General features: G+C 61.2%; 25 protein-coding genes. 13 read left to right on the top strand and 12 right to left on the bottom strand.

Translation table 11 applies throughout. The features are described from left to right. Positions 1-53: 53 nt before the first annotated feature. From AC07Y2_RS09485 to AC07Y2_RS09510, 6 genes are all read right to left on the bottom strand, one after another. Positions 54-383, bottom strand: a complete 330-nt coding sequence (locus AC07Y2_RS09485; RefSeq protein ID WP_103385987.1) for an antibiotic biosynthesis monooxygenase family protein — start codon at positions 381-383, stop codon at positions 54-56. Next, positions 380-1,375: a zinc-dependent alcohol dehydrogenase family protein gene (locus tag AC07Y2_RS09490; protein ID WP_103385986.1), complete on the bottom strand. Its 996-nt coding sequence runs from the start codon at positions 1,373-1,375 to the stop codon at positions 380-382. The genes AC07Y2_RS09485 and AC07Y2_RS09490 overlap by 4 nt, the downstream gene beginning before the upstream one ends. Positions 1,376-1,438: 63 nt before the next feature. Next, complete coding sequence (locus tag AC07Y2_RS09495; protein ID WP_007950555.1) at positions 1,439-1,741, bottom strand: ArsR/SmtB family transcription factor; 303 nt, start codon at positions 1,739-1,741, stop codon at positions 1,439-1,441. 90 nt (positions 1,742-1,831) lie between these two features. Continuing rightward, positions 1,832-2,047, bottom strand: coding sequence for a DUF4287 domain-containing protein (locus AC07Y2_RS09500; RefSeq protein WP_074688726.1), 216 nt, complete (start codon positions 2,045-2,047; stop codon positions 1,832-1,834). Between the two features lie 91 nt (positions 2,048-2,138). Further along, on the bottom strand, positions 2,139-3,401 hold the full coding sequence (locus AC07Y2_RS09505; RefSeq protein ID WP_103385985.1) for an MFS transporter: 1,263 nt from the start codon (positions 3,399-3,401) through the stop codon (positions 2,139-2,141). 98 nt (positions 3,402-3,499) lie between these two features. Continuing rightward, positions 3,500-4,387, bottom strand: coding sequence for a LysR family transcriptional regulator (locus AC07Y2_RS09510; RefSeq protein ID WP_103385984.1), 888 nt, complete (start codon positions 4,385-4,387; stop codon positions 3,500-3,502). 133 nt (positions 4,388-4,520) lie between these two features. Between AC07Y2_RS09510 and AC07Y2_RS09515 the strand changes: the two genes are divergently transcribed. Next, positions 4,521-6,170 (top strand): GMC family oxidoreductase, encoded by a 1,650-nt coding sequence (locus AC07Y2_RS09515; protein WP_103385983.1) that lies wholly within the window; start codon positions 4,521-4,523, stop codon positions 6,168-6,170. Between the two features lie 81 nt (positions 6,171-6,251). After that, the gene (locus AC07Y2_RS09520) at positions 6,252-7,874 is read left to right on the top strand and encodes an MFS transporter (RefSeq protein WP_039767085.1); all 1,623 of its coding nucleotides are present in this window, start codon (positions 6,252-6,254) and stop codon (positions 7,872-7,874) included. A gap of 49 nt (positions 7,875-7,923) precedes the next feature. Here AC07Y2_RS09520 and AC07Y2_RS09525 read toward each other — a convergent pair whose 3' ends face one another. Next, the gene (locus AC07Y2_RS09525; protein WP_103385982.1) at positions 7,924-8,292 is read right to left on the bottom strand and encodes a DUF427 domain-containing protein; all 369 of its coding nucleotides are present in this window, start codon (positions 8,290-8,292) and stop codon (positions 7,924-7,926) included. Between the two features lie 181 nt (positions 8,293-8,473). Between AC07Y2_RS09525 and AC07Y2_RS09530 the strand changes: the two genes are divergently transcribed. The 3 genes from AC07Y2_RS09530 (at position 8,474) to AC07Y2_RS09540 (ending at position 12,300) form a co-directional block, all read left to right on the top strand. Next, complete coding sequence (locus tag AC07Y2_RS09530; protein WP_103385981.1) at positions 8,474-9,688, top strand: MFS transporter; 1,215 nt, start codon at positions 8,474-8,476, stop codon at positions 9,686-9,688. A 117-nt stretch (positions 9,689-9,805) separates the two neighbouring features. Next, on the top strand, positions 9,806-11,749 hold the full coding sequence (locus AC07Y2_RS09535) for a DNA topoisomerase III (protein WP_103385980.1): 1,944 nt from the start codon (positions 9,806-9,808) through the stop codon (positions 11,747-11,749). A gap of 47 nt (positions 11,750-11,796) precedes the next feature. Then, positions 11,797-12,300 carry a GNAT family N-acetyltransferase gene (locus tag AC07Y2_RS09540; protein ID WP_103385979.1) on the top strand — a complete coding sequence of 168 codons (504 nt, stop codon included), beginning with the start codon at positions 11,797-11,799 and terminating at the stop codon, positions 12,298-12,300. Between the two features lie 12 nt (positions 12,301-12,312). On the opposite strand, the gene AC07Y2_RS09545 is transcribed toward AC07Y2_RS09540, so the two are convergent. Continuing rightward, a complete protein-coding gene (locus AC07Y2_RS09545; protein ID WP_158248852.1) occupies positions 12,313-12,483 on the bottom strand; it encodes a hypothetical protein in 171 nt (56 codons plus the stop codon). A gap of 327 nt (positions 12,484-12,810) precedes the next feature. Between AC07Y2_RS09545 and AC07Y2_RS09550 the strand changes: the two genes are divergently transcribed. Continuing rightward, complete coding sequence (locus AC07Y2_RS09550) at positions 12,811-13,140, top strand: hypothetical protein (RefSeq protein ID WP_047293552.1); 330 nt, start codon at positions 12,811-12,813, stop codon at positions 13,138-13,140. A gap of 72 nt (positions 13,141-13,212) precedes the next feature. Here the strand turns inward: AC07Y2_RS09550 and cynR are convergent, their stop codons facing one another. Continuing rightward, positions 13,213-14,091 carry a transcriptional regulator CynR gene (cynR, locus tag AC07Y2_RS09555; protein ID WP_103385977.1) on the bottom strand — a complete coding sequence of 293 codons (879 nt, stop codon included), beginning with the start codon at positions 14,089-14,091 and terminating at the stop codon, positions 13,213-13,215. 119 nt (positions 14,092-14,210) lie between these two features. On the opposite strand from cynR, the gene cynS reads away from it, so the two are divergent. The 3 genes from cynS (at position 14,211) to AC07Y2_RS09570 (ending at position 15,666) form a co-directional block, all read left to right on the top strand. Beyond that, a complete protein-coding gene (cynS, locus tag AC07Y2_RS09560) occupies positions 14,211-14,675 on the top strand; it encodes a cyanase (protein ID WP_011334741.1) in 465 nt (154 codons plus the stop codon). Positions 14,676-14,758: 83 nt separating this feature from the next. Further along, positions 14,759-14,995: a DUF2790 domain-containing protein gene (locus AC07Y2_RS09565; RefSeq protein WP_103385976.1), complete on the top strand. Its 237-nt coding sequence runs from the start codon at positions 14,759-14,761 to the stop codon at positions 14,993-14,995. Between the two features lie 11 nt (positions 14,996-15,006). Next, entirely contained in the window at positions 15,007-15,666 is a 660-nt protein-coding gene (locus AC07Y2_RS09570; RefSeq protein WP_007950573.1) for a carbonic anhydrase, read from the top strand. Positions 15,667-15,714: 48 nt separating this feature from the next. Here AC07Y2_RS09570 and AC07Y2_RS09575 read toward each other — a convergent pair whose 3' ends face one another. Further along, on the bottom strand, positions 15,715-17,217 hold the full coding sequence (locus AC07Y2_RS09575) for an aldehyde dehydrogenase family protein (protein WP_103385975.1): 1,503 nt from the start codon (positions 17,215-17,217) through the stop codon (positions 15,715-15,717). Between the two features lie 69 nt (positions 17,218-17,286). Then, on the bottom strand, positions 17,287-18,195 hold the full coding sequence (gene glsB, locus AC07Y2_RS09580) for a glutaminase B (protein ID WP_011334745.1): 909 nt from the start codon (positions 18,193-18,195) through the stop codon (positions 17,287-17,289). 241 nt (positions 18,196-18,436) lie between these two features. On the opposite strand from glsB, the gene AC07Y2_RS09585 reads away from it, so the two are divergent. Continuing rightward, positions 18,437-18,640, top strand: a complete 204-nt coding sequence (locus tag AC07Y2_RS09585) for an HvfA family oxazolone/thioamide-modified RiPP metallophore (RefSeq protein WP_007950576.1) — start codon at positions 18,437-18,439, stop codon at positions 18,638-18,640. Between the two features lie 57 nt (positions 18,641-18,697). After that, complete coding sequence (locus AC07Y2_RS09590; RefSeq protein WP_039767109.1) at positions 18,698-19,213, top strand: HvfX family Cu-binding RiPP maturation protein; 516 nt, start codon at positions 18,698-18,700, stop codon at positions 19,211-19,213. A 3-nt stretch (positions 19,214-19,216) separates the two neighbouring features. On the opposite strand, the gene AC07Y2_RS09595 is transcribed toward AC07Y2_RS09590, so the two are convergent. Then, the gene (locus AC07Y2_RS09595; protein WP_103385974.1) at positions 19,217-20,830 is read right to left on the bottom strand and encodes a L,D-transpeptidase family protein; all 1,614 of its coding nucleotides are present in this window, start codon (positions 20,828-20,830) and stop codon (positions 19,217-19,219) included. A 151-nt stretch (positions 20,831-20,981) separates the two neighbouring features. Between AC07Y2_RS09595 and AC07Y2_RS09600 the strand changes: the two genes are divergently transcribed. Further along, entirely contained in the window at positions 20,982-21,695 is a 714-nt protein-coding gene (locus tag AC07Y2_RS09600) for a murein L,D-transpeptidase catalytic domain family protein (protein WP_011334749.1), read from the top strand. Between the two features lie 147 nt (positions 21,696-21,842). Beyond that, a complete protein-coding gene (locus tag AC07Y2_RS09605; RefSeq protein ID WP_064597487.1) occupies positions 21,843-22,100 on the top strand; it encodes a DUF2790 domain-containing protein in 258 nt (85 codons plus the stop codon).

Raw genomic sequence — 22,100 nt, forward strand, 5'->3', positions numbered from 1 at the left:
AGGGAGCAGATTCAGGTAGTGAATCTGCTCCCTTTTTCTGAAGGGCTCCTGTTTCAGTTTCCGGGCCAAAGCGCCCCATCATCTCCACCCGCAGTGAAAGCCGCCCCTTCAATGTGATACACCTGCGGCTCCTCCGAAAAATACCCCTCCAATCCAAGCATAAAGATCCTGTGGTCTTCGCCCGCCTCAAACTCTGTATGAGCCTCAAGTGAATCCCACCGCACAATCAAATTGAACCGCTCCGGCGTTTCAATCCCTTGCGCAAGCATGTGCCCGCCGTACCCGTTCGCGCGGCGGAGCAAAGGCGCAACCTCGGCAAATGCACGTCTGAACTCATCAACACGTTCTTTATAAACGGGCAACAAAGCGATCTCATAAATCATGACGCATCCCCCGCAGAACCCGCCCGAAGCGACGGCTCAACCGCAATCGCAATCTTCCCTTGAAGACCATTGTTGGGACTCTCCAGCCGAGCATGGGCCAGCGGAATCTCCGCAAGCGAATACACCGCGCCAACATGTGGCCGCAGTTGACCGCGTTCCACCAGGGCACTCAATTCATCGAGCTTGCCGCGGTTCTGGCGGGTGAACACGAAGTGATAACTCGCGTTCTTGCCCCAGGCTTGGACGAGATTTTGTGGTTTGGCGATGTCGACGATCGAGACCACGCGGCCAAGTTGTGCGAGGGCGTCGGGACTGCGCGCGAGGGTGTCGCCGCCGATAGTGTCGAATACCACGTCTACTCCGAGGCCATTGGTTTCCCGCAGGATGGCTTCGACGTAGTCTTCTTTTTCGTAGTCGATGATCACATCGGCGCCCATGCGGCGGACGAACTCGGCGTTTGCTTCGCGCGCGGTGGTGAATACTTTGGCGCCCATCGCTTTGGCGAGCTGGATGGCGACGTGTCCGACGCCTCCCGCGCCGCCGTGGATCAGAATGCTTTCCCCCACTCTGAGCGCCGCCCGCACGATCAGGGCTTCCCACGCCGTCCCGCCCACCAGGCTCAAGCTGGCCGCTTCGAGATGGCTCAGCGAGGAAGGTTTTTTGCCGATGATGCTGGCGGACGCCACGTGGTACTCGGCATAACTGCCGGGGCCGTCGAAGATTTGTGGCGTGTACCAGACTTCGTCGCCCGGCGCGAAAGCCGTCACGCCCGGGCCGATCGCTTCGACGACGCCGGAGACATCATGACCGGTGATGGCCGGCAGTTGCACCAGATCGGGATAGTCGCCGCGTCGGACTTGATAATCCAATGGATTGATCGAGGTGGCGTGTACCCGGACCAGCACTTGCCCCGCTTCCGGCACGGGTTTGGGTACGTCGCAGAGTTCGAACGATTCAGGGTTGCCAAATGATTCAAGCAGCATCGCTTTCATGGTGAATCCTCGTATCGACAATAAGGGATATCGAGATATCTCGATATCATGCGGTAAATTTTTTTACAGCTCTTTCCCTATGACCTCGGCCAAAGCGCTGATGTTGGCTTCATTGCGCTTGTAGTAGGTCCACTGACCGATGCGCCTGACTTCAACCAGGCCCACACGCTGCAGCGTTGCAAGATAACCGGACACCGTTGACTGCGAGAGTCCGATGCCCTCTTGAATACTGCTCACACACACGCCCACCGTGTGAACGTCGCCCTCGTCCTGCGGGGGGAAGTTCTTTACGGGGTCCTTCAAGCCTTTCAGGATTTCAAGCCGTACCGGGTTTGAGAGTGCTTTGAATACTTCGATCAGGTCCATGCCGCGAGAATATCGAGATTATTCGATATGTCAATACGCTGTTTGACCAGCGGAAAACGAACCGCTGGCCGGATCATCGTGAAGATGTCCTCACTTCGTGCCGCTAGCCAGATGATGAGCAACCAATGCGTTCGCATGCCCGTGACCCATGCCGTGTTCGGTCTTGAGCCATGTGACCAGTTCCATGTGTTTTTTGTCGGTGATGCTGGCGAGCAGATTCAGCCAGTGGTCGATGGGTTGGCCGTACTTCTTTTCGATTGAAGGAAAGTAGGATGCCGGGCCTTTTACTTTTGCGTCTTCGCTCATGCTGCAAGCTCCCTGTTTGCGATGGAATGTCATGACCTCAAAGATTGAAGGCCATGACGTTTACGCAGTCCAGTACAAGCAGGCTGATACGTCAGGGAACGACCATCGGCGGCACACTTTTTTGCAACCCGGTTGATTCAACACCAGAGCGCGACACCGTCTCCGGCACCGCCACCCAAAGCAGCACCAGCGCCGCCATCGCCACCCCCGCCAAGGTCAGGAACGCAGCGCTGTACCCCGCCTCCTGAACCACAATCCCAGCCAGGCTGTTGCTCAACGCCGCACCCAGACCGAACACCGTTGAAATCGCCCCGAGGCTGACATTGAAATGCCCGGTGCCCAGCGTCAGGTCTTTCACCACCACCGGAAACAGCGCGCCGAAAATCCCCGCGCCGATGCCATCGAGCAACTGCACCGAAACCAGCCACCACGGATCGTTCGACAGCACATACAGCACACCGCGCAACGGCAAAATCAGAAACCCCGCCAGCAGCAATGGCTTGCGCCCCCACAGATCGGCCTTCGCCCCCACCAGCAGCGCGACCGGCACCATCACCAGTTGTGCCGCGACGATGCAGGCGGACGTGAGCGGCGTGGCCATCTGCAGATTGGCCTGCGCCAGTTTCTGACTCACCAGCGGCAACATCGCCGCGTTCGCCAGATGAAACAGCGCGCAGCAGATCGCAAACATCAGCAGCGGGCGGTTGGTGAGCAACACGGAAAAGCCCGAAGGCTGCTTGCCCTGCCCCGTTGCGCTAGGCTCCAGTCCTCGGGCGAGATCGTGGTCAATGGCGTCGGCCGATACGAACGAGACGGCAATCACACTGGCCAGCGCCATGACTGCCATCAAATAAAACACCGCCACCGGGCCGAACAGGTACGCGGACAAACCGGCCAACAACGCAGCGCAGGCATTGCCCGCGTGGTTGAAGGTTTCATTGCGCCCGGTTCTTCGCGTAAACGCGCGAGGCCCGGTAATGCCAAGGGTGATCGCACAAATGGCCGGCGCGAAAATCGAAGCGGCAGCAGCGCTGATGGCCTGCGTCAGCGCCACCAAGCTGAACGATGTCACGAACGGCAGCAACAGGCAGCTTCCGGTGACCACCAGCGCGGCAACCGCTATCAGCGCCCGTTTGAAGCGTGTGCTGTCGACCAGCGCGCCTGCCGGGGTCTGGGTGATGAGCGCGGCGATCCCGGCAATAGTCATCACCAGACCAATGCTCGCCGGCTCCCAGTGGTGAACCGCCAGCAGGTAAATCGCGAGATAAGGACCGAGCCCGTCACGCACGTCGGCGAGAAAGAAATTCAGACTGTCGAGGGACAGGTTATTGCGGCGATCGAGGTGAGTGGCCACGGGAAACGTCTTCGTTGTCGAGGTTCTGCGAAATGACTCAACCTCCGCAAATCGAATGACCTTTCGCCGGGCGTTTTAGTTGCATGAAACAGCCGTCTTTACTGGCCCATCAACAACTCGCGCTCGCCTTCGCAAAGCCCCACCACGTAATCCCAAACCACCCGCAACCGTACCGACTTGTGCAACTCGCGCCGCGTGCTGATCCAGTAACTGCGCTCGATGCTGTCATCCGGTAAAAGCGCCACCAGATCCGGATCCGACGCCGCCATGTAACAAGGAAGAACGGCAATGCCGAGACCTGAGCGCGCCGCCTGCTGCTGGGCGATCACGCTGGTGCTGTGAAACACCACCCGTGGGTTGCGGCAGAAGCTGTTGAGAAACATCAGCTCCTGACTGAACAGCAGATCATCGACATAGCCGATCCACGCATGCCGGCCAAGATCCTCGCGGCTGCGCAATGGCGGCGCGTTGTCCAGGTAGGCGCGGCTGGCATAGAGCGCAAGCCGGTAATCGGTGAGTTTACGGGTGACCAGCATGTCTGCCGCCGGCCGCTCCAGGTGAATGCTGATTTCCGCCTCGCGGTTGAGGATGCTGACGAAGCGCGGCACCGCCACCAGTTCCACTTCCAGCCCAGGATAGCGTTCGAACAACCCGATCATGCGGCTGGCCAAAAACATGATGCCCAGCCCCTCCGTCACGCCAACGCGAATCTTGCCCAACGGTGCGGTGGATTGAGTGATTTCCTCCTGAGCCAGCAGCGCGACGTTCTCCATGGCTTCGGCATGCTTGAGCAGCGCCTCCCCCGCCGGGGTCATTTCGTAGCCCTGGGCGTGCTGGACGAACAACGCGGTGCCGAGGCTTTTTTCGATGGCCTCGATATGCCGGGCGACGGTGGCGTGCGTGGTGTTCAGGCGACGGGCGGCGGTGAGCAGTCGGCCGCTGCGCTGCAACTCAAGAAAGAACCGCAGGTCGTTCCAGTCGAACATGGCTTGTCCTTGTCGGCTATCGTCAGGGAGCGCTGTTTGAAAACGCACAGCGGCTGCGCAAAAACTAACATTCTTTTGACGAAAGCTAACAACTAGGATGACCGACAACAAAAACAATTAGCGAGGTCAGGGAATGCAGACTTCCCTTGATGAATTCGATTACATTGTGGTCGGCGCCGGGCCGGCCGGGTGTTTGCTGGCCAATCGGCTGTCGGCCGATCCACAGCAGCGCGTGCTGTTGCTGGAGGCTGGCGGGCGCGACAACTACCCGTGGATTCACATCCCCGTGGGTTACCTGTTCTGCATCGGCAACCCGCGCACCGACTGGTGCTTCAAAACCGAAGAACAACCTGGCCTCAACGGCCGCGCGCTGAGTTATCCGCGCGGCAAGGTGCTGGGCGGCTGTTCGTCGATCAACGGCATGATCTACATGCGCGGCCAGGCCAACGACTACGACGGTTGGGCTGCCGAGGGCAATCCGGGCTGGGCCTGGAATGACGTGCTGCCACTGTTCAAGCAGAGCGAAAACCACTTCGCCGGCGCGGCGGATTTTCATGGCGACAAGGGTGAATGGCGCGTTGAACGCCAGCGCCTGTCGTGGCCGATTCTCGATGCATTCCGCAGCGCTGCCGAACAGAGCGGCATCGCCAGCATCGATGACTTCAACCAGGGCGACAACGAGGGTTGCGGCTACTTTCAGGTAAATCAGAAAGCCGGGGTGCGCTGGAATGCGGCGAAGGCGTTTCTGAAGCCGATTCGCGATCGGGCCAATCTCACGGTATTGACCGAAGTCGAAGTGGATCGAGTGTTGTTCGAGGACGGTCGCGCCTCGAAAGTCAGTGCCCGTTGGCAGGGTCAACAAAAGAGCTTCAAGGCGCGCAAGGAGATCGTGTTGTGCGCCGGCTCCGTGGGCTCGCCGAGCATTCTGCAACGCTCCGGAATCGGGCCGCGCCCGCTGCTGGAAAAGCTCGGCATCGGTGTGGTGCATGAACTGCCGGGCGTCGGCGGCAACCTGCAGGATCACCTGCAACTGAGGCTTATCTACCAACTGGAAAACGCCCGCACCCTCAACCAGATCGCCGGCAGCGTGTGGGGCAAGATGGGCATGGGCCTGCGTTACCTGTACGACCGCAGCGGGCCGTTGTCGATGGCCCCGAGTCAGTTGGGTGCGTTTGCCCGTTCCGGGCCTGAGCAGACCTCGGCCAACCTCGAATATCACGTGCAGCCGCTGTCGCTGGAGCGCTTTGGCGAACCGCTGCACAGCTTCCCCGCATTCACCGCGTCGGTGTGTGATTTACGGCCGCAGAGCCGGGGCCGGGTCGAGATCCGTTCCGCCGATCCACAAACCGCGCCGCTGATTCAACCCAATTACCTCAGCCATCCCGAAGACCTGCGCGTGGCCGCCGACGCGATTCGCCTGACCCGGCGCATCGTCAGCGCCCCCGCCCTGCAAGCCTTCAATCCGGTGGAATACCTGCCCGGCGCCAGCCTGCAAACCGAAGAACAACTGCACGAAGCGGCGGCGAAGATCGGCACGACGATTTTCCACCCGGTCGGCACTTGCCGCATGGGCAACGACGCGGACGCCGTGGTCGATGCGCAGTTGCGCGTGCACGGCGTACCGGGGCTGCGGATTGCCGATGCGTCGATCATGCCGCGCATTACCTCGGGCAACACCTGTTCGCCTACGCTGATGATTGCTGAAAAAGCGGCACAGCTGATTCTCACCCCAACCGCCCGGAGTTTTCCCGCCGAAGAAAAAGCACTGACCGCACTCTCTTGACCAAAGGAACAGCGGCGCACGCCCACAAGGTCGGCGCCGACAGTGGAAACAACAAAAACAATCACTGTGAGGGATACCGATATGTCAGAACACGTTCAGCCTCTGGACGCCGTGCGCAGCGCGGACGCCAGCCCCGATACCCGAAAGGTCATCTTCGCCTCGTCCCTGGGGACGGTGTTCGAGTGGTATGACTTCTTCCTCTACGGCGCCCTGGCGGCGGTCATCAGCAAGCAGTTTTTCGCCGGGGTCAACGACACCACGGCGTTCATCTTCGCGCTCATGGCGTTTGCCGCAGGCTTCATCGTGCGGCCGTTCGGGGCGCTGGTGTTTGGTCGGTTGGGGGACATGATCGGGCGCAAATACACCTTCCTCGCAACCATCATCCTGATGGGCGTGGCGACGTTCGCCGTGGGCCTGCTGCCGACCTACGCCAGCATCGGCATCGCCGCACCGATCATTCTGGTGATACTGCGCATGCTTCAGGGCCTTGCCCTCGGCGGCGAATACGGCGGCGCCGCGACTTACGTGGCCGAACACGCGCCGATCGGCAAGCGCGGGTTCCACACCAGCTGGATTCAATCCACCGCGACCCTTGGTCTCCTGCTGTCGCTGCTGGTGGTGCTCGGTTGCCGCTACTTCACCGGCGATCAATTCGAAGTCTGGGGCTGGCGCATTCCGTTCCTGCTGTCGATCGTGCTGCTGGGCATTTCCACCTGGATTCGCCTGAGCCTGCACGAATCGCCGGCCTATCTGAAAATGAAAGAGGAAGGCAAGGCCAGCAAGGCGCCGATCCGCGAATCGTTCGGCAAATGGGAAAACCTCAAGGTCGTGCTGATCGCCCTGTTCAGTATCAACGCCGGGCAAGCGGTGACCTTCTACGCGGCGCAGTTTTACGTGCTGTTCTTCCTCACCCAGTTCCTGAAAATGGACCCGGCGGTGGCCAACAGTCTGCTGATCATCAGCGTGGTGATCGGCGCGCCGTTCTTCATCATTTTCGGCTGGCTGTCGGACAAGGTCGGGCGCAAACCGGTGCTGATGCTTGGCTTGCTGCTGGCCACCGCGCTGTACTTCCCGATCTTCAAATCCCTGGCCCACTACGCCAACCCGGCCATCGACCACGCCAGCCGACAGGCACCGATCACCGTGGTGGCGGATCCGGCGACCTGCACCTTCCAGTTCGATCCGGTGGGCAAGGCCAAATTCGACAGCCCGTGCGACAAGGTCAAAACCTTCCTGGTCAAACAAGGCCTACCCTACTCCAGCGTCGCCGCGCCGGCGGGCAGCACGGTGCAAGTGAGCGTCGGCGATGTGAAACTCGACGGCTTCGACGAAGCCGCCCTGCGCGGCGCCATCACTCTGGCCGGCTACCCGCAACAGGCCGACATGCAGCAAATCAACAAACCGATGATCGTGGCCCTGATCGTCGGCCTGATCATCATCTCGGCCATGTGCTACGGTCCGCTCGCCGCGCTGATGGTCGAACTGTTCCCGACCCGCATCCGCTACACCTCGATGTCCCTGCCGTATCACATCGGCAACGGCTGGTTCGGCGGATTCCTGCCAACCGTGTCGTTTGCGCTGGTGGTGTACACCGGGGATATTTTCTATGGGCTGTGGTACCCGGTGCTGATTACCGGAGTGAGCCTGGTGGTGGGGATGATCTGTCTGCGTGAGACGAAGAATATCGATCTGGACAAGAACTGATTGATATTCGTGTGGCGGGGGCGCAATGCCCTCGCCACCCTGCTGGATCTCAGACCTCCGCGTCCAGCAACTCAAACTTCACCTGATCGGGATAAAACGCCACGTAATCCTTGATCTGGCTGACCGAAATCTTCGGATTTTCGTACGTCCATACCGCGTTCGCGCCCTCATGTCCCGGCACTTGCAGACTGAAATAGTTGGCATCGCCCTTGTACGGGCAGTAGGTGGTGTGGTCGGTGCGGGCGAAGTATTTTTCGTCGATGTCTTCACGCGGGATGTAGTAGACCGGCGGGTAATTGGCTTCGAGCAGCACCAGGGCTCGGGCCGAGGCGGCGACCTGTATGCCGTGGAATTTTACCAGCAGGCAGCCAGGCTGCTCGGCGACGGTGATAACGGGACTGGGACCGGAACTTTTCATCGGTTTCTCCTGACGGGCGGCGAAGGCACCGGTTCAGGTATAACCCATGCGGGGGAATCTCGTCGGGTTCGCAGCCGAACGGTTTTTCTTCGATCAGATATGACCGCCGCTTGCGGAGGCGGCGGTTTCTGGTTTCATATCACGCGCAAAACGGTCAAAACGCTCACCGACAGGAGTCATCATGCGTAAGGATTACCTGGCTTTCTTCATCTCGCTGTTCCTGTCGCGGCTGGCGGATCAGATCCTGTTGTTCATCGTGCCGCTGGTGGTGTTCCAAACCACCAACAGCGCGTCCTGGGCGGGGCTCGCATTTTTCGTCGAGTCGCTGCCGCGTTTTCTCGCGTTTCCACTGTGTGGGGCCCTGTGCGACAAGTTCTCGCCCATCAGGATTCTGCACATCAGTCAGGTCTACCGGGCGCTGCTCTGCGTGTTGGCGGTTGGGCTTTATGCCGTCTTCGGCGGTATCGCGTGGCTTGTGGTGCTGTCTGCGCTGTGCGGCGTGCTGACTACTCAGGGCATCATGGCCCGCGAAGTGCTGATGCCGCATATTTTCCAGCACTACAGCTACACCAAAACCCTTTCCTTCTCGCAGATAGCCGACCAGACCGGACTGGTTCTGGGACCCTTGGTGGCGGCATTGCTGCTGGAGGTTTCGGCCTGGCACTGGGTGGTGCTGTGGGTGGCCGGGCTGTTCCTGCTGGCCGACCTGAGCATGCTGGTGTGGCAACGTTTCAGTCGTATCACCCTCGAGGTGTTTGAGCAGCATCAGGACATCTGGCTGCAGCCTCTGCGCATCGCGTTCAGGCATATCCGCGAACTGGCGGAGCTGAAAAAGATCATCACCCTGGCGATCGGGGTCAACCTGATTGTCGGGGTCACCCTGGCCACTTCGGCGGCCATGGTGCTCGGTCAATACAGCGCCGGCAAGGACGACTACGCCGTGCTGCAAGCGGCTGGCGCGGTGACCACCATCGTGATTCTGTTTTTCCTCGCCCGGGTGGTATTGCCGTTGCGCGTATTGGGTGGCGTTGCCTATTCGATGCTCGCCGCCGGCGCCTTCATCAGCGCCCTGAGCCCGAACCTGGCGGGTTATGTGCTGGGTTTTCTGTTGATCGTCGGCTTCGACAAGATGTTCAACGTTTACATGCGCAGCATTCGCCAGCGAGTCATTCCCCCTCAGGACTTCGGCAAGACCGTGGGCGTGATCACCCTGCTCAACAACTTGTCACAACCGCTCGCGGGACTGCTTGTTGCGCTGCTCGCCGCGCCTTTGGGGGCACAACGTGTGATCCTGATCCTGGCTGTGCTGGCGACGTTGCTGGGCGTTGCGGCTCTCTGGTGGTTTGCCAGAGTACGGCGTTCCTCCATGGCGTCGATTTTCGAAACCGACCGATAAAAGCTGTACACGCCCGGCAATCTTTTTATCTGTATATCCATACAGATAAAAGTTGCCCGTTCGCCCGAGTCAGGCCATCCTGTGCGCCTCTTCGGGCAATGATCGACGACGGTGGTTATGCGGCTGTACCTCTGTGAAAAACCTTCCCAGGCCAAGGACATTGCGGCCGTGCTCGGCGCAAAGCGTCGGGGCGACGGCTGCTGGCTTGGAACGGACGTCACGGTGACCTGGTGCATCGGCCACTTGCTGGAAACCGCGCCGCCGGACGCCTACGACGCCAAATACAAGCGCTGGGTGCTGGCCGACCTGCCGATCATCCCGGACAAGTGGAAAATGACCGTCAAGCCGCGTACCGCCAGCCAGTACAAGGCGGTCAAGCGCCTGCTCGGTGAGGCCAGCGAACTGATCATCGCCACCGACGCCGACCGCGAGGGCGAAATGATCGCCCGGGAGCTGGTGGAGCATTGCCGCTATCGCGGGCCGATCCGCCGCTTGTGGCTGTCGGCGCTGGACGAAGCCTCGATTCGCAAGGCGCTGGCGGCGCTCAAACCGGGCGCTGAAACCTTCAGCCTGTATCATTCGGCATTGGGGCGCTCCCGGGCGGACTGGCTGATCGGGATGAACATGAGTCGCCTGTTCACCCTGCTCGGCCGGCAATCAGGCTATCAAGGTGTACTGCCGGTGGGCCGGGTGCAGACGCCAACGTTGCGGCTGGTGGTGGATCGCGACCGCAGCATCGCCGATTTCGTGCCGGTCGCGTACTGGGCCATCGACGTGCAACTGCTGCACAACGGCACGCCTTTCACCGCCCAATGGCGTGCGCCAAACGATGCCTGTGACGATCAGGACCGTTGTCTCAATCAGGCCCTCGCCCAGCAAGCGGCCGCCGCAATCGGCAGCGCCGCCAGCGCCCGGGTGGTCAAGCTGCGCACCGAACGCATGCGCGAAGTGGCGCCCCTGCCCTTCGACCTCGGCACCTTGCAGGAAGTCTGCTCGAAGAAGCTCGGCCTCGGTGCCCAGGAGACCCTCGACATCGCCCAGGCTCTGTACGAAACCTACAAAGTCATCACCTACCCGCGCAGCGATTGCGGCTACCTGCCCCTGAGCCAGCACAGCGAGGCGCCAGGGATTCTTGCGGCGCTGCGTCAGGCCGACCCGAGCCTCGAAGCGCTGCGCGAGCATCTGGAGCCACAGCGCCGCTCCCGCGCCTGGAACGACGCCAAGGTCAGCGCCCACCACGGCATCATTCCGACCGCTGCCGCGAAAAACCTGGAGCGTCTGACCGGCAAGCACCGCGCGGTCTACACGCTGGTTCGCGCGCGGTATCTGGCGCAGTTCCTGCCCAATCACGAATACGACCGCACCCAGGCCGATTTCGATTGCGCCGGGGAAGCCTTGCGCGCGGTCGGCAAGCAGATCATCGAGCCGGGCTGGAAACGCGCGTTGCCCGAAGCGCTGGCCCCGGCCAGGGGACGTGAAGCCCCCGCGCCACAGACGCTACCGACACTGACCAAAGGCGCCGAGTGCGCCGTGGCGGACGTGAAGCTCAAGGACCTTTGGACGCAACCGCCCAAGCCCTACACCGAAGGCGACCTGATCAAGGCCATGAAGAACGTCGCCAAACTGGTGGAAGACCCGCTGCTCAAGCAGAAACTCAAGGACACCACCGGCATCGGCACCGAGGCCACCCGCGCCTCGATCATTCAAGGGTTGCTGGATCGCGGTTATCTGGTGAAGAACGGCAAGGCGCTGTCCGCCACGCCCGCCGCCTTCAGCCTGATCGACGCCGTACCGCGGGCGATTGCCGACCCCGGCACCACAGCGATCTGGGAGCAGGCGCTGGACATGGTGCAGAGCGGCGAAATGAGTCTGGAGGAATTCGTCACCAAACAGGCCGCGTGGATGAGCAAGCAAGTGACCCGCTGCGCCGGGCTGAGCCTGACCATCAGCGGCCCGCCACCTGCCGGCAAGGCCGCTACGCCATGGAAGAACAAACGCAAGACCACTCGGCGCAAAACCACCGGAACCGGCAAACGCTCGGCGAAACCGGCGGCCAAATAGCCCGCTGCGCGCTACTGTTTCAACAGTGATGGTCAGGAGGCAGCGGCATGTCTGTCATCGAACTGCGCGTCGCCCGGCGCGACGAACTGGACACCCTCGAAAACCTGATGCAGTTCTATACCTATGATTTCAGCGAGTGGCTGCCGCTGAAGCTCGGCGGGCATGGGTTCTTCCCAATCCAGTTGAAAGACGATTACTGGCGCCAGCCGGCGACGCGGCCATTCCTGATCCACGTCGACGGCGAACTGGCGGGGTTCGTGACCGTGGATGACCACCTTCTCATCGAAGGCGCCGACTACAACATCGGCTATTTCTTCGTCAGCCGGCGCTGGCGTGGCCAAGGCGTCGCGCAGTTTGTCGCCTCTGCCCTCTTGAGCCACTTGCCCGGTCGATGGCAGATTTTCCATGTCGACGCCAACCTGCCTGCACAGCGGTTCTGGGCCCGGCTCATCCCCGAGCTGAGCGGCGGCGACTTTACCCGCCAGACCAAAACAGTGGACGGCTATCCCTGTACGTTCTACTGCCTGCGCAGCCTTTCTCCCGCTGTCTGAAGACCTCTTTTTTCATTCCAGAATGACTTTGTCCGACAATATGTAGTGACCAAAAATAATCACTACAAAACCGTTGACGGCATCGTTTTGCTTTTGCATGATGCAGACGTCTCCCCGATCGGGAGCACTGGCAACACGCTTGAGCAAGCTCGTCTGACCGCCGAGCTGTTTTTCCGGATACACGCTGCCCACAAGGCAGATTGAAGAAGCTGACCTGGCCTGAACGTCCAGTACAAGGACGAGAAGCGCTGGCGAAAATTCTCAAGACGCTTGTGGTCGACCCTGAAAACGTCGTCAAGGAGCCTCCCGGTTTTCGCTGCTTCTCCTCGTTGTGACGCTTTTGCGTAGCAGTTATTCAACACGACTACATGCAACAGACGCATGACCCCGTACTTCACACGGGCGACCGCTGACGTCCTGGTTTCGGTGCCAGGGATCAACTAACCGATGGGCTACCTGTATTAGCGAATCAACTTTGAAACATCACCAGACTGGTCAAGGGGCAATATGATGAATCTGAACAATCAACCTACTATCGAAGAACTGGCTCGTATGTTCGCTGCGCAAAAAGACAGCCACGACAGCCATATTCTGTGGATCAGCAAGTCGGGTCAGGTCCATATCGACTGCCTGTCGCCCCATGCTGGTGAAGAAGAGTTCGATCGGAACAACCAGAACCTGCTGGCCCGCCTGAAGATGTACCGCCGTGGCCACGGCTATGTCGGCAAGAAAGCCGCGGCCGACAAGGACTTCATCGGTAATGTTCTGCAAACGCTGAAACAGGCGTGGGACTCGATGCAGAACAAGAACGAAGTTCGGGTGATTGATCGGTTTTGCTAAGTTAAAACTTCAATAAAACAAGGGCCTGCTTCGAAAACGAAGCAGGCTCTTTTTATTGCTCGCAAAAAAAGCTCATGAGCGAGTTTCCAGCACCAGCTTCATGAACGCCTCAGCCGCCGCACTGTGATAATTGTTCTTGCGCCGCAACAATGCCGCTCCCCGCTGCGGCGCCTCGCTCTCGACCCGCAACCGACGCAGTGCCCGGTCCTCGGTCGCAATCGCCTCGGGCAGCATGGTCGCAATCGGCGCATGCCGGATCACTTCCAGCAACGTACTCACCGAGTTCACCTCGATCTGCACCTTGGGCGTGATGCCGTGCTGGCGGAAATATTCGTCGATCGACAGGCGCGTGAAAAAGTCAGGCGCCAGCAAGGCGAAATCCAGCTGCGCAATGTCATCCGGCGTCAGCACAGAAGCACTGGCATACAACGGATGTTCACGCCCGACCATCACCCCCAACGTCTCGACAAACGCCGGAATGCACTCAATGTCCGGATTGCGCACCGGCGTGAAGGCAATCGCAATATCCAGCGAGTCATCCGCCAACCCGGCCTCGATGTCATCCATCGACAACTCGAAAATCTCCAGGTGAATCCCCGGATACCGCGCCACGTAATCGCGCACCAGCGGCCCGACCAGATACGCCATGAACGTCGGCGTCATGGCCAGCCGCAGCGAGCCTCGGGACAGATCCTTCACGTCATGCAACGCGCGCTTGCCCGCCTCCAGCTCCACCAGCACCCGTCGCGCGCATTCGATATAGGCCTGTCCGGCGTCCGTAGGTTTGACCGAGCGCGAGGTGCGATCAAACAGATCGACACCGAGGCTTTCTTCCAGTTGGCGGATCTGTTGCGACAGGGTCGGCTGCGACACGTGCAGCGCCTCGGCCGCCCGGGTGAAGCCGCCGTGATCGGCCACGGCCAGCAGGTATCGCAAATGTCGCAGCAGCATGGAACGCTCCATCTATAGGCATTACTTATGCTTGGCATTGTATATCGGTCTTGGACGCTATGGATCAATCGGCAGAAGATGAATCCACACAGCAAGCCAACCCCGAAAGGAGAAGCACCATGCAATCCCAAGCCTACAACGACAGCCGCATCGCCCTGACCACCCGCGCCCTGGATGCCAAGGCACAGAAAAACCTGTCGTGGCAGGATCTGGCCGACGGCACCGGCCTGAGCCTGGCCTACGTCACCGCCGCCCTCCTCGGCCAGCATCCACTGCCGAAAGCCGCGGCCGAAGTGGTCGGCGACAAGCTTGAGCTGAGCGCCGAAGACGTCGCCGCCCTGCAAATCATCCCGCTGCGCGGCAGCCTCGACGGTGTGCCGACCGACCCGACCATCTACCGCTTCCACGAGATGATCCAGATCTACGGCACCACCCTGAAGGCGCTGGTTCACGAGCAGTTCGGCGACGGCATCATCAGCGCGATCAACTTCAAGCTCGACATCAAGAAAGTCGAAGACCCTGAAGGCGGTTCCCGCGCTGTGGTCACCCTCGACGGCAAGTTCCTTCCGCTGCGTCCGTTCTGATCCCTCCGGGCCCGCCCCCCGCGTGCGGGCCCATTCAAACCTGATTTGCCAAGACATCACCACATCTGTCTGGAGGCTGCCCCATGCAAAAAATTCTGTTGACCCTGACCCTGCTCGCCGGCCTTGCTGCCCAGGCCCAGGCTGATGAAGAGGCCGTCGCCTACCGCTACGGCATGTCGCTGGACATCGCGCAGGTCGTGAGCATCACCCCGGTCGCCGACGTCTGCGGCGTGGTGCCGGTCGAAATGACTTACCTCGACAGCCACGGCGCAAAACACATTCTTCAATACAGCGAATTCGGCACCGGCTGTTCGAACTGAGAGGACACACCATGAAAAACCTGATCGAAGGCTTCCTGAAATTCCAGAACGAAGCGTTTCCGCAACGCACCGAGCTGTTCAAACACCTGGCGACTACCCAAACCCCGGGCACGCTGTTCATCACTTGCTCCGACAGCCGCGTCGTTCCGGAACTGCTGACCCAGCAGGAACCCGGCGAGCTGTTCGTGATCCGCAACGCCGGCAATATCGTGCCGTCCTACAGTCCGCATCCGGGCGGGGTTTCGGCAACGGTGGAATACGCGGTGGCCGTGCTCGGCGTGACCGACATCGTGATCTGCGGCCACTCCGATTGCGGCGCCATGACCGCCATCGCCCAGTGCAAATGCATGGATCACCTGCCCGCCGTCAGCGGCTGGCTGCAACACGCCGAGTCGGCGAAAGTGGTCAACGAATCGCGGCCTCATGCCAATGACGCAGCCAAGCTGAGTTCGATGGTGCGAGAAAACGTGATCGCGCAACTGGCGAACATCCAGACTCACCCGAGCGTGCGCCTGGCCCAGGAGAAAGGCCTGCTGAATCTGCACGGCTGGGTGTACGACATCGAGACCGGCTCGATCGACGCACTGAGTGCCGACCGCCGTACCTTTGTCTCGCTGGCCGAGCAACCGTCGACGTGCGCGGTGTACGGCCAGGCAGTCGATGCGGCTTGAAAACACAACGCCGCGCCCGTCATTGCGACGGGCGCGGCGTTGTTCTGTTCAGCGTTTTACGCCCAGATCGATTTGCGTCATGCGGCTGCGCACGGTGAACACACCGTCGCCGGAGAGAATCGCGCTGCGAGCAAACAACCGACCGCTTTCCCAGTTCGAAAGACCCAGTTCCGGCTTGTTCAGCGCGTACTGGCCATCGACCCAACGGGTGATCCCGTTGCCCACGAACGGCGCATTGACCGCGCTGTAGAAACGTTCCTGAACCGCTGGATCTTCGCTGATCAACGACACCGTGAATTGCGGGCTGTAGCGATTGAACAGTGCGATGGCCTGATCCAGATCGTCGACGATCATCAGGCTGGTTTCCGGGGTTTCTTCCCATTCCCACTCGCGGCCCAGTTGATCTTCGGGCAGCGGCTCGGCCAGGGCCTCGGTCTGGTAACCCTCGGCGCGATAGACCTCGACCGTCGCGTTCTGCCAGTCGCTCGGCAGGTAGCTTTCGCTGCCTTCGACGATGTGCAATTTGCAGCCCTGACCACGCGCGGTGCCGGCCTGCTGCAAGGCGTCGAGGAACAGCGGCACCAGTTCGGCGGCACGGTCGCGCTGGATCAGGCAGACGTTCAAGGTGTTGCAGACTTTGCGGTCCAGCGAGTTGCGCACCACCGCGGCGAAGCGTTTGGCATCGGCATCACGATCAGCAATCAGCCACGCACCACCGGTGCCGTGCAAGCTGACGGCGGTGCCGGCCTGCTGGGCGATGCTGCCCAACTGACTGACTGCGCGGCCCGAACCACGAGCCACCGCCAGCGACAGACGCCGGTCGGCGAACATCGCCCAACCGGCGGCGTGGTTGACGCTCTCCACCAGCGACACCGCACCCGCCGGCAGACCGGCATCGGCCAACGCCGGGTTCAGGGCGTGGGTGACGATGGCTTGCGCGGTGCCCAGCGCATCGCTGCCAATCCGCAGCACGGCAGTGTTGCCGGTGCGCAGTACACCAGCGGCGTCAGCGAAGACGTTTGGCCGGCCTTCAAATACGAATGCGACGATGCCCAGGGGCGACACCACTTGCTCGACCTTCCAGCCGTCATGTTCGACGCTGCTGATCACCTTGCCACGGGTGGCCGGCGCATCACGCCAGGCGCGCAGGCCGGCGATCATGTCGCGGCGCATGCGCTCGTCAGCGAGCAACCGGGTAGTGGAACGACTGCGAGCCTTGGCCCGCTCGATGTCGGCGAGGTTGGCGGTTTCGATCAGCGCCCAGGCGTCCGGGTTTTCCAGACGTTGGGCAAACAGATCGAAGAAGCGGCTGATGGCCTCGTCCGACACCGCGGACAACGCGGTAAACGCCGCCGCTGCACGCTCGATCGCCACCGATGCAGCCTGCTGATCCACCACCGGAATCAGCAACAGCTCGCCGCTCACCTGCTCCACCAGCAGATGGTCGCCGGGTCGGAAACGCTCGGCCAGTTCGGGGCTGACCACGGTGACGCGGTTACCGGCGAAAGGGATAGGCGTGCCAGCGACGAGACGTTCGAGCGCGAGAGACATGGAGCGGATTCACCATATTGAGGGCGGCCGGAAAATGTATAGGTTGGCCTCCCTCAACGCAACACGGGCTCAGAACACCGACCAGCCAATCCGCGAACTGAGCATTTCCAGCGCCGCCATCCCCGCCAGCGAATTGCCCGCCGTGTTCAACTCAGGCGACCACACGCACACCGTGAACTGCCCCGGCACCACCGCGACGATGCCGCCACCGACGCCGCTCTTGCCCGGCAGACCAACGCGGTAGGCGAAGTTGCCCGCCTCGTCGTACAGGCCGCTGGTGGCCATGATCGAGTTGACTTGCTGGGTCTGGCGGCGAGTAAGAATCTGCTCACCGCTGTGCTTGCAGAAACCGTCGTTGGCCAGGAAGCAGAACGCCCGGGCCAGATCGATGCAGTTCATGCGCAACGCGCAGTGGCTGAAGTAGCTGCGCAGCACCGCTTCAACGTCGTTGTGGAAATTGCCGAAGGATTGCATTAGGTACGCCATCGCCGCGTTGCGCGCGCGGTGCTGGTATTCGGAGTCAGCGACCTTGCCGTCAACCATCACCTGCGGGTTGCCCGACAGCCGCCGCACGAAGTCGCGCATCGACAAGGCCGGTGCGGCAAAGCGTGACTGGTTGATGTCGCAGATCACCAGCGCCCCGGCATTGATGAACGGATTGCGCGGACGGCCGCGTTCGAACTCCAGCTGCACCAGCGAGTTGAACGGCTGGCCGGACGGCTCATGGCCCAGACGCTCCCAGATGGCCTCGCCAGAATGTTCGATGGCCTGCACCAGGCTGAATACCTTGGAAATACTTTGCACCGAGAACGGCGTCTCGGCGTCGCCGGCGCAATACATCTCGCCGTCGTTGCCATACACGGCGATGCCCAGCTGATTGGCCGGCACGGTGCCGAGGGCGGGAATGTAGTCAGCCACCTTGCCCTGCCCGATCAGGGGCCGGACAGCGTCAAGGATCTCGTTCAACAGCGCTTGCATGCCGGGTCTCGAAGTCTCGCCCCATGGGATTGCGGGGACACGGTGGCTAGACGCTGCGCCCGGCAATCGAATCACACCGGCGCGGTGTATCGCAGTGTGTACGGCCCGACGCCCGACACATCCCGCCCACAAATCCGGCCCTTCGCGACACATCACCGATACAGCCCGGCGTTCAAATGAACCTGTCGATCGGCAACCCCGATCAAGCCTTTGAACTCACCTATCGCATCGGAGATTCACCATGACCAAGCTCTCGAAAACCTCCCTGACTCTGGGCCTGCTGCTTGCCGGTGGCCTGGCCCTGTCCAACGCCGCTTCGGCTTCCGAAGCGTTCAGCGTCAAGCAACTGGATCACGGCTACAGCCAGACCCAGGCCAAGGCCGACTCGGCGGAAAAAACCTCGGAAGGCAAATGCGGCGAAGGCAAGTGTGGCGCCGGCGAGTAACCCTTTTCACGGGGCACGTTGGTGCCCCGTTTTCTTTCGAATGAATGGAGCCTTCCCATGACCACAGCTCTCTCGTCGGCCGTCAAAGGCCTGCACTGGAACCTCGACCGCGCCGGCCAGTGGCTCGCGCCGCTGACCTTGCGCCTGTTCATCGCCTGGGAATTTTTCGAATCGGGGCTGGAGAAATTCAACGGCCAGAACTGGTTCGAAGACATTCAGGAGCGGTTCCCGTTTCCCTTCGACCACTTGCCCGCCACGCTGAACTGGGAACTGTCGATGTGGGCCGAGCTGATCTGCGCGCTGGCGATCCTGATCGGATTCGGCACGCGGATTTCGGCGATTTCTCTGATCGTCGTGACCGTGGTCGCCACCGCTGCCGTGCACTGGCCGGCGGACTGGTCATCGTTGAGTGAGCTGGCCCAGGGTTATGCGATCACCAACAAGGGCTTCGGCAACTTCAAGCTGCCGGCGATTTATTTGGCTGCGCTGCTGCCGCTGGTGTTTGCCGGGGCCGGCAAGTTGAGCGTGGATGCGTGGCTGGCGCGGTTTTTCTGGAAACACGCCAGCCACTGAGGATCAATGCGCCCGGTCCAGCCCCGCCAGCAACGCGCTGTCACGGCTGTAGATGTCCGGCGCGTAGAGCACACGACCCTGGCCGTCGACCTGTGCCGTCCAGTAAGTCATGAGGATCGGCACCGGATTGCTCAGGCGGAATTCATGGGTGGTGCCGGTGGCGAGCAAGGTGTCGGTGCGCGCCTTCTCCGCCGGGCTGAGCAGGAAATCGCGCAGCTTCATCGGATGCTCGACCCGCACGCAGCCGGAGCTGAACGCCCGCGGTCCCTTGTCGAACAGTGCCTTGCTCGGCGTGTCGTGCAGGTACACCGAGAACGGGTTAGGGAAACGGATGACCATTTGCCCCAGCGGGTTGCGCGGCCCGGCGTCCTGGCGCAGGAGGATGTTGCCGGGGTTGTCCCAGTCGATGTCGGCGGCAGCCAGCGGCTGGCCGTTGGCGTCAAGCACTTGCAGGTTCTGGCGGCTGAGGAAGGTCTGATCCTTGCGGATTTCCGGCAGTTTGTCTTCCTTCCAGATGGTCGGCGGCACGGTCCAGGTCGGGTTCAGCGTCAGGCGCGTGACCCGGGATTTGAGCAGCGGGGTCTGGCGTTCGGCGCGCCCGACCTGGGTGCGGGTCTGCCACACCGGCAGGCCACCTTGATAAAGCGTCAGCTCGGCAGCGGCGACGTTGACCAGCAGACCGTCCGGCTCCATGTCTTGAGCCATCCAGCGGAAACGTTCAAGGTTGACCCGCAACTGTTCGCGGCGAGTCAACGGACTGATGTTGAGTTCGGCAATCGTTCCCGGCCCGACCACCCCGTCGGCCTGCAACGAATGGTTGGCCTGAAAACGCTTCACCGCCTCCACCAATACGCCTTGATAAGCGTTGTCCGGCGTGCCGACCACACTGCTCAGGTAGCCTTCGCTGTACAGCCGCCGGGCCAGTTCCGGCACGCGTTTGTCTTCCATGTCCGGACGCAGCAACGGGCCGTTGCCCACCGACGTCCACTGAGGCAGGGCTTGCAGGCGCTGCGCGGCATACAGATGACGCAGGTTCTGGTACTGCGCCAACTGCGGCCGGGCCAGATCGAAGGCGGCGGGAACGTTGTGCACGCCCGGCACGGCGATCGCCAGCAATTCGGCCTGCCGGTCGCGTGGCGTTTCGTCGGAATGCCACAGCGGTTCGAAGTGCGATTGCAACAGGCGGCCGTAATGCAGATCCTGCAGGGCTTGCAGGTAATAGCGGCTGATCTCGATATCGGCGCACAGTTCGCCGTCCTGCGGGGCAGTGAGCGCTACCGGATAGCGTTTCGGGTTTAGGCCATCGTCGGCCAACAGCTGCAATTGCGCATGCAAGGCCGGCAATTGCCCGCCATCGGCCCACACTGGCAGCCAGTCCTGCTGCTGGTAGAACGCGCGCAACTGATCCAGCGCCGGGCCGTTGAGACTGGTACCGATCGTCGGGCACGCCTGAGGCAGGCTGATCAGCGCAGCCTGCAACGGGCTCTGCGGTTCGATGGGCATTTCCGTCGGCACGGGCGGCAGCGTCGGAAGTCCCGGCAACGGCTCTTCGGCGCAAGCGACAAACGGCGCAGCGAGCAAACAAATGCTCAAGTAGCATGCGTACTTTTTGAACAACTGCTTTACTCCAATCCATGGCCGTCTTGATTGACGGTCAACCTTACCTCAGGTGCGGTGCACAGTCAGGCCCGATTCGCGGGCTTGCCGGGAACGACTGGACGTCAGGAGCCTAAGTGCCAAACAAGTAGCAAGTGGAGACTCACTTTAAATGTTGACGTTTTTGCGCCGACTTCTGCTGACTGCCACCGCCCTTGGCGTGCTGACCAGCCCAGCCTTTGCCGCCGGCACCTCTTCGCCGGTTCTGTACACCAGCCTCGCGCACGCCGCTCCGGAACTCAATCCCCAGGCGCTGAAAGGTGCCTTGAACGCCATGCAATGTGCGATCAACAACGGCGCGAAGCAGTCCCGTCACCTGGCGATCATCGACTATTCGCAGCCGTCCACCGAGCGCCGGTTGTGGATCTTCGACCTGACCCGGAAAAAACTGGTGCTGCGTGATCTGGTCGCCCATGGTTCAAACTCCGGGGAAAACTTCGCCACCCGGTTTTCCAACCGTGAAGGCAGTTTTCAATCCAGCCTCGGCCTGTTCCGCACCCAGGAAAGTTACCAGGGCACCCACGGTTACTCGCTGCGCATGGACGGCCTGGAACCAGGCATCAACGACATGGCCCGTGACCGCGCCATCGTGATCCATGCCGCCGACTACGTGAACCCGTTCTGGAGCAAACGTACCGGCCGCCTGGGCCGCAGCCAGGGTTGCCCGGCGGTGCGACCGCAGGTTGCCAAACGGGTGATCGACAGCCTGAAGAACGGCCAATTCATGTTCTCCTGGTATCCGGATCAGCAGTGGCTGAAATCCTCGCCGTACCTCAACTGCCAGCCGCAACAGATCGCGAGCATTCTCAGCACCCACGCCAGCTGAATACTCTGTGGGAGTGCGCTGGCTCCCACAGGTTCGGTTTATTACAGATTTGTCATCGAGTTGTCGGTTTGCCGAGCGGATCGCCCGGTAGCTTGAAGTTGTCCCGGCCAGAACGCCGATCAACTTCAACGATTCGAGTGACCCATCATGAAAACCCTGATCCTCGCTTTCACCGCCCTCCTCGCCACCGGTTCCGTGTTCGCCGCACCTGCGCCGGACGCTGCCGTCATTCATGACAAAACCGGCTTCTTCGTGCATCTGGATGTCGACAAAGTCCTCTCCAGCACCGATATTTCCCAGGCCTGCGGCGTGATCCCCGCGCAGCTCGACTACCTCGACCACCAGGGCCGTGAACATGTGCTGGACTATCAAGTGCAAGGCAGCGGCTGCACCAACGACCATTGA

Source organism: Pseudomonas sp. GW456-12-1-14-TSB6 (genome assembly GCF_059424205.1).

Coding starts and splice junctions, on each gene's coding strand:
- AC07Y2_RS09485 (WP_103385987.1), bottom strand. CDS start 383: ATGATTTATGAGATCGCTTTGTTGCCCGTTTATAAAGAACGTGTTGAT.
- AC07Y2_RS09490 (WP_103385986.1), bottom strand. CDS start 1,375: ATGAAAGCGATGCTGCTTGAATCATTTGGCAACCCTGAATCGTTCGAA.
- AC07Y2_RS09495 (WP_007950555.1), bottom strand. CDS start 1,741: ATGGACCTGATCGAAGTATTCAAAGCACTCTCAAACCCGGTACGGCTT.
- AC07Y2_RS09500 (WP_074688726.1), bottom strand. CDS start 2,047: ATGAGCGAAGACGCAAAAGTAAAAGGCCCGGCATCCTACTTTCCTTCA.
- AC07Y2_RS09510 (WP_103385984.1), bottom strand. CDS start 4,387: ATGTTCGACTGGAACGACCTGCGGTTCTTTCTTGAGTTGCAGCGCAGC.
- AC07Y2_RS09515 (WP_103385983.1), top strand. CDS start 4,521: ATGCAGACTTCCCTTGATGAATTCGATTACATTGTGGTCGGCGCCGGG.
- AC07Y2_RS09520 (WP_039767085.1), top strand. CDS start 6,252: ATGTCAGAACACGTTCAGCCTCTGGACGCCGTGCGCAGCGCGGACGCC.
- AC07Y2_RS09525 (WP_103385982.1), bottom strand. CDS start 8,292: ATGAAAAGTTCCGGTCCCAGTCCCGTTATCACCGTCGCCGAGCAGCCT.
- AC07Y2_RS09530 (WP_103385981.1), top strand. CDS start 8,474: ATGCGTAAGGATTACCTGGCTTTCTTCATCTCGCTGTTCCTGTCGCGG.
- AC07Y2_RS09535 (WP_103385980.1), top strand. CDS start 9,806: ATGCGGCTGTACCTCTGTGAAAAACCTTCCCAGGCCAAGGACATTGCG.
- AC07Y2_RS09540 (WP_103385979.1), top strand. CDS start 11,797: ATGTCTGTCATCGAACTGCGCGTCGCCCGGCGCGACGAACTGGACACC.
- AC07Y2_RS09550 (WP_047293552.1), top strand. CDS start 12,811: ATGAATCTGAACAATCAACCTACTATCGAAGAACTGGCTCGTATGTTC.
- cynR (WP_103385977.1), bottom strand. CDS start 14,091: ATGCTGCTGCGACATTTGCGATACCTGCTGGCCGTGGCCGATCACGGC.
- cynS (WP_011334741.1), top strand. CDS start 14,211: ATGCAATCCCAAGCCTACAACGACAGCCGCATCGCCCTGACCACCCGC.
- AC07Y2_RS09565 (WP_103385976.1), top strand. CDS start 14,759: ATGCAAAAAATTCTGTTGACCCTGACCCTGCTCGCCGGCCTTGCTGCC.
- AC07Y2_RS09570 (WP_007950573.1), top strand. CDS start 15,007: ATGAAAAACCTGATCGAAGGCTTCCTGAAATTCCAGAACGAAGCGTTT.
- AC07Y2_RS09575 (WP_103385975.1), bottom strand. CDS start 17,217: ATGTCTCTCGCGCTCGAACGTCTCGTCGCTGGCACGCCTATCCCTTTC.
- glsB (WP_011334745.1), bottom strand. CDS start 18,195: ATGCAAGCGCTGTTGAACGAGATCCTTGACGCTGTCCGGCCCCTGATC.
- AC07Y2_RS09585 (WP_007950576.1), top strand. CDS start 18,437: ATGACCAAGCTCTCGAAAACCTCCCTGACTCTGGGCCTGCTGCTTGCC.
- AC07Y2_RS09590 (WP_039767109.1), top strand. CDS start 18,698: ATGACCACAGCTCTCTCGTCGGCCGTCAAAGGCCTGCACTGGAACCTC.
- AC07Y2_RS09600 (WP_011334749.1), top strand. CDS start 20,982: ATGTTGACGTTTTTGCGCCGACTTCTGCTGACTGCCACCGCCCTTGGC.
- AC07Y2_RS09605 (WP_064597487.1), top strand. CDS start 21,843: ATGAAAACCCTGATCCTCGCTTTCACCGCCCTCCTCGCCACCGGTTCC.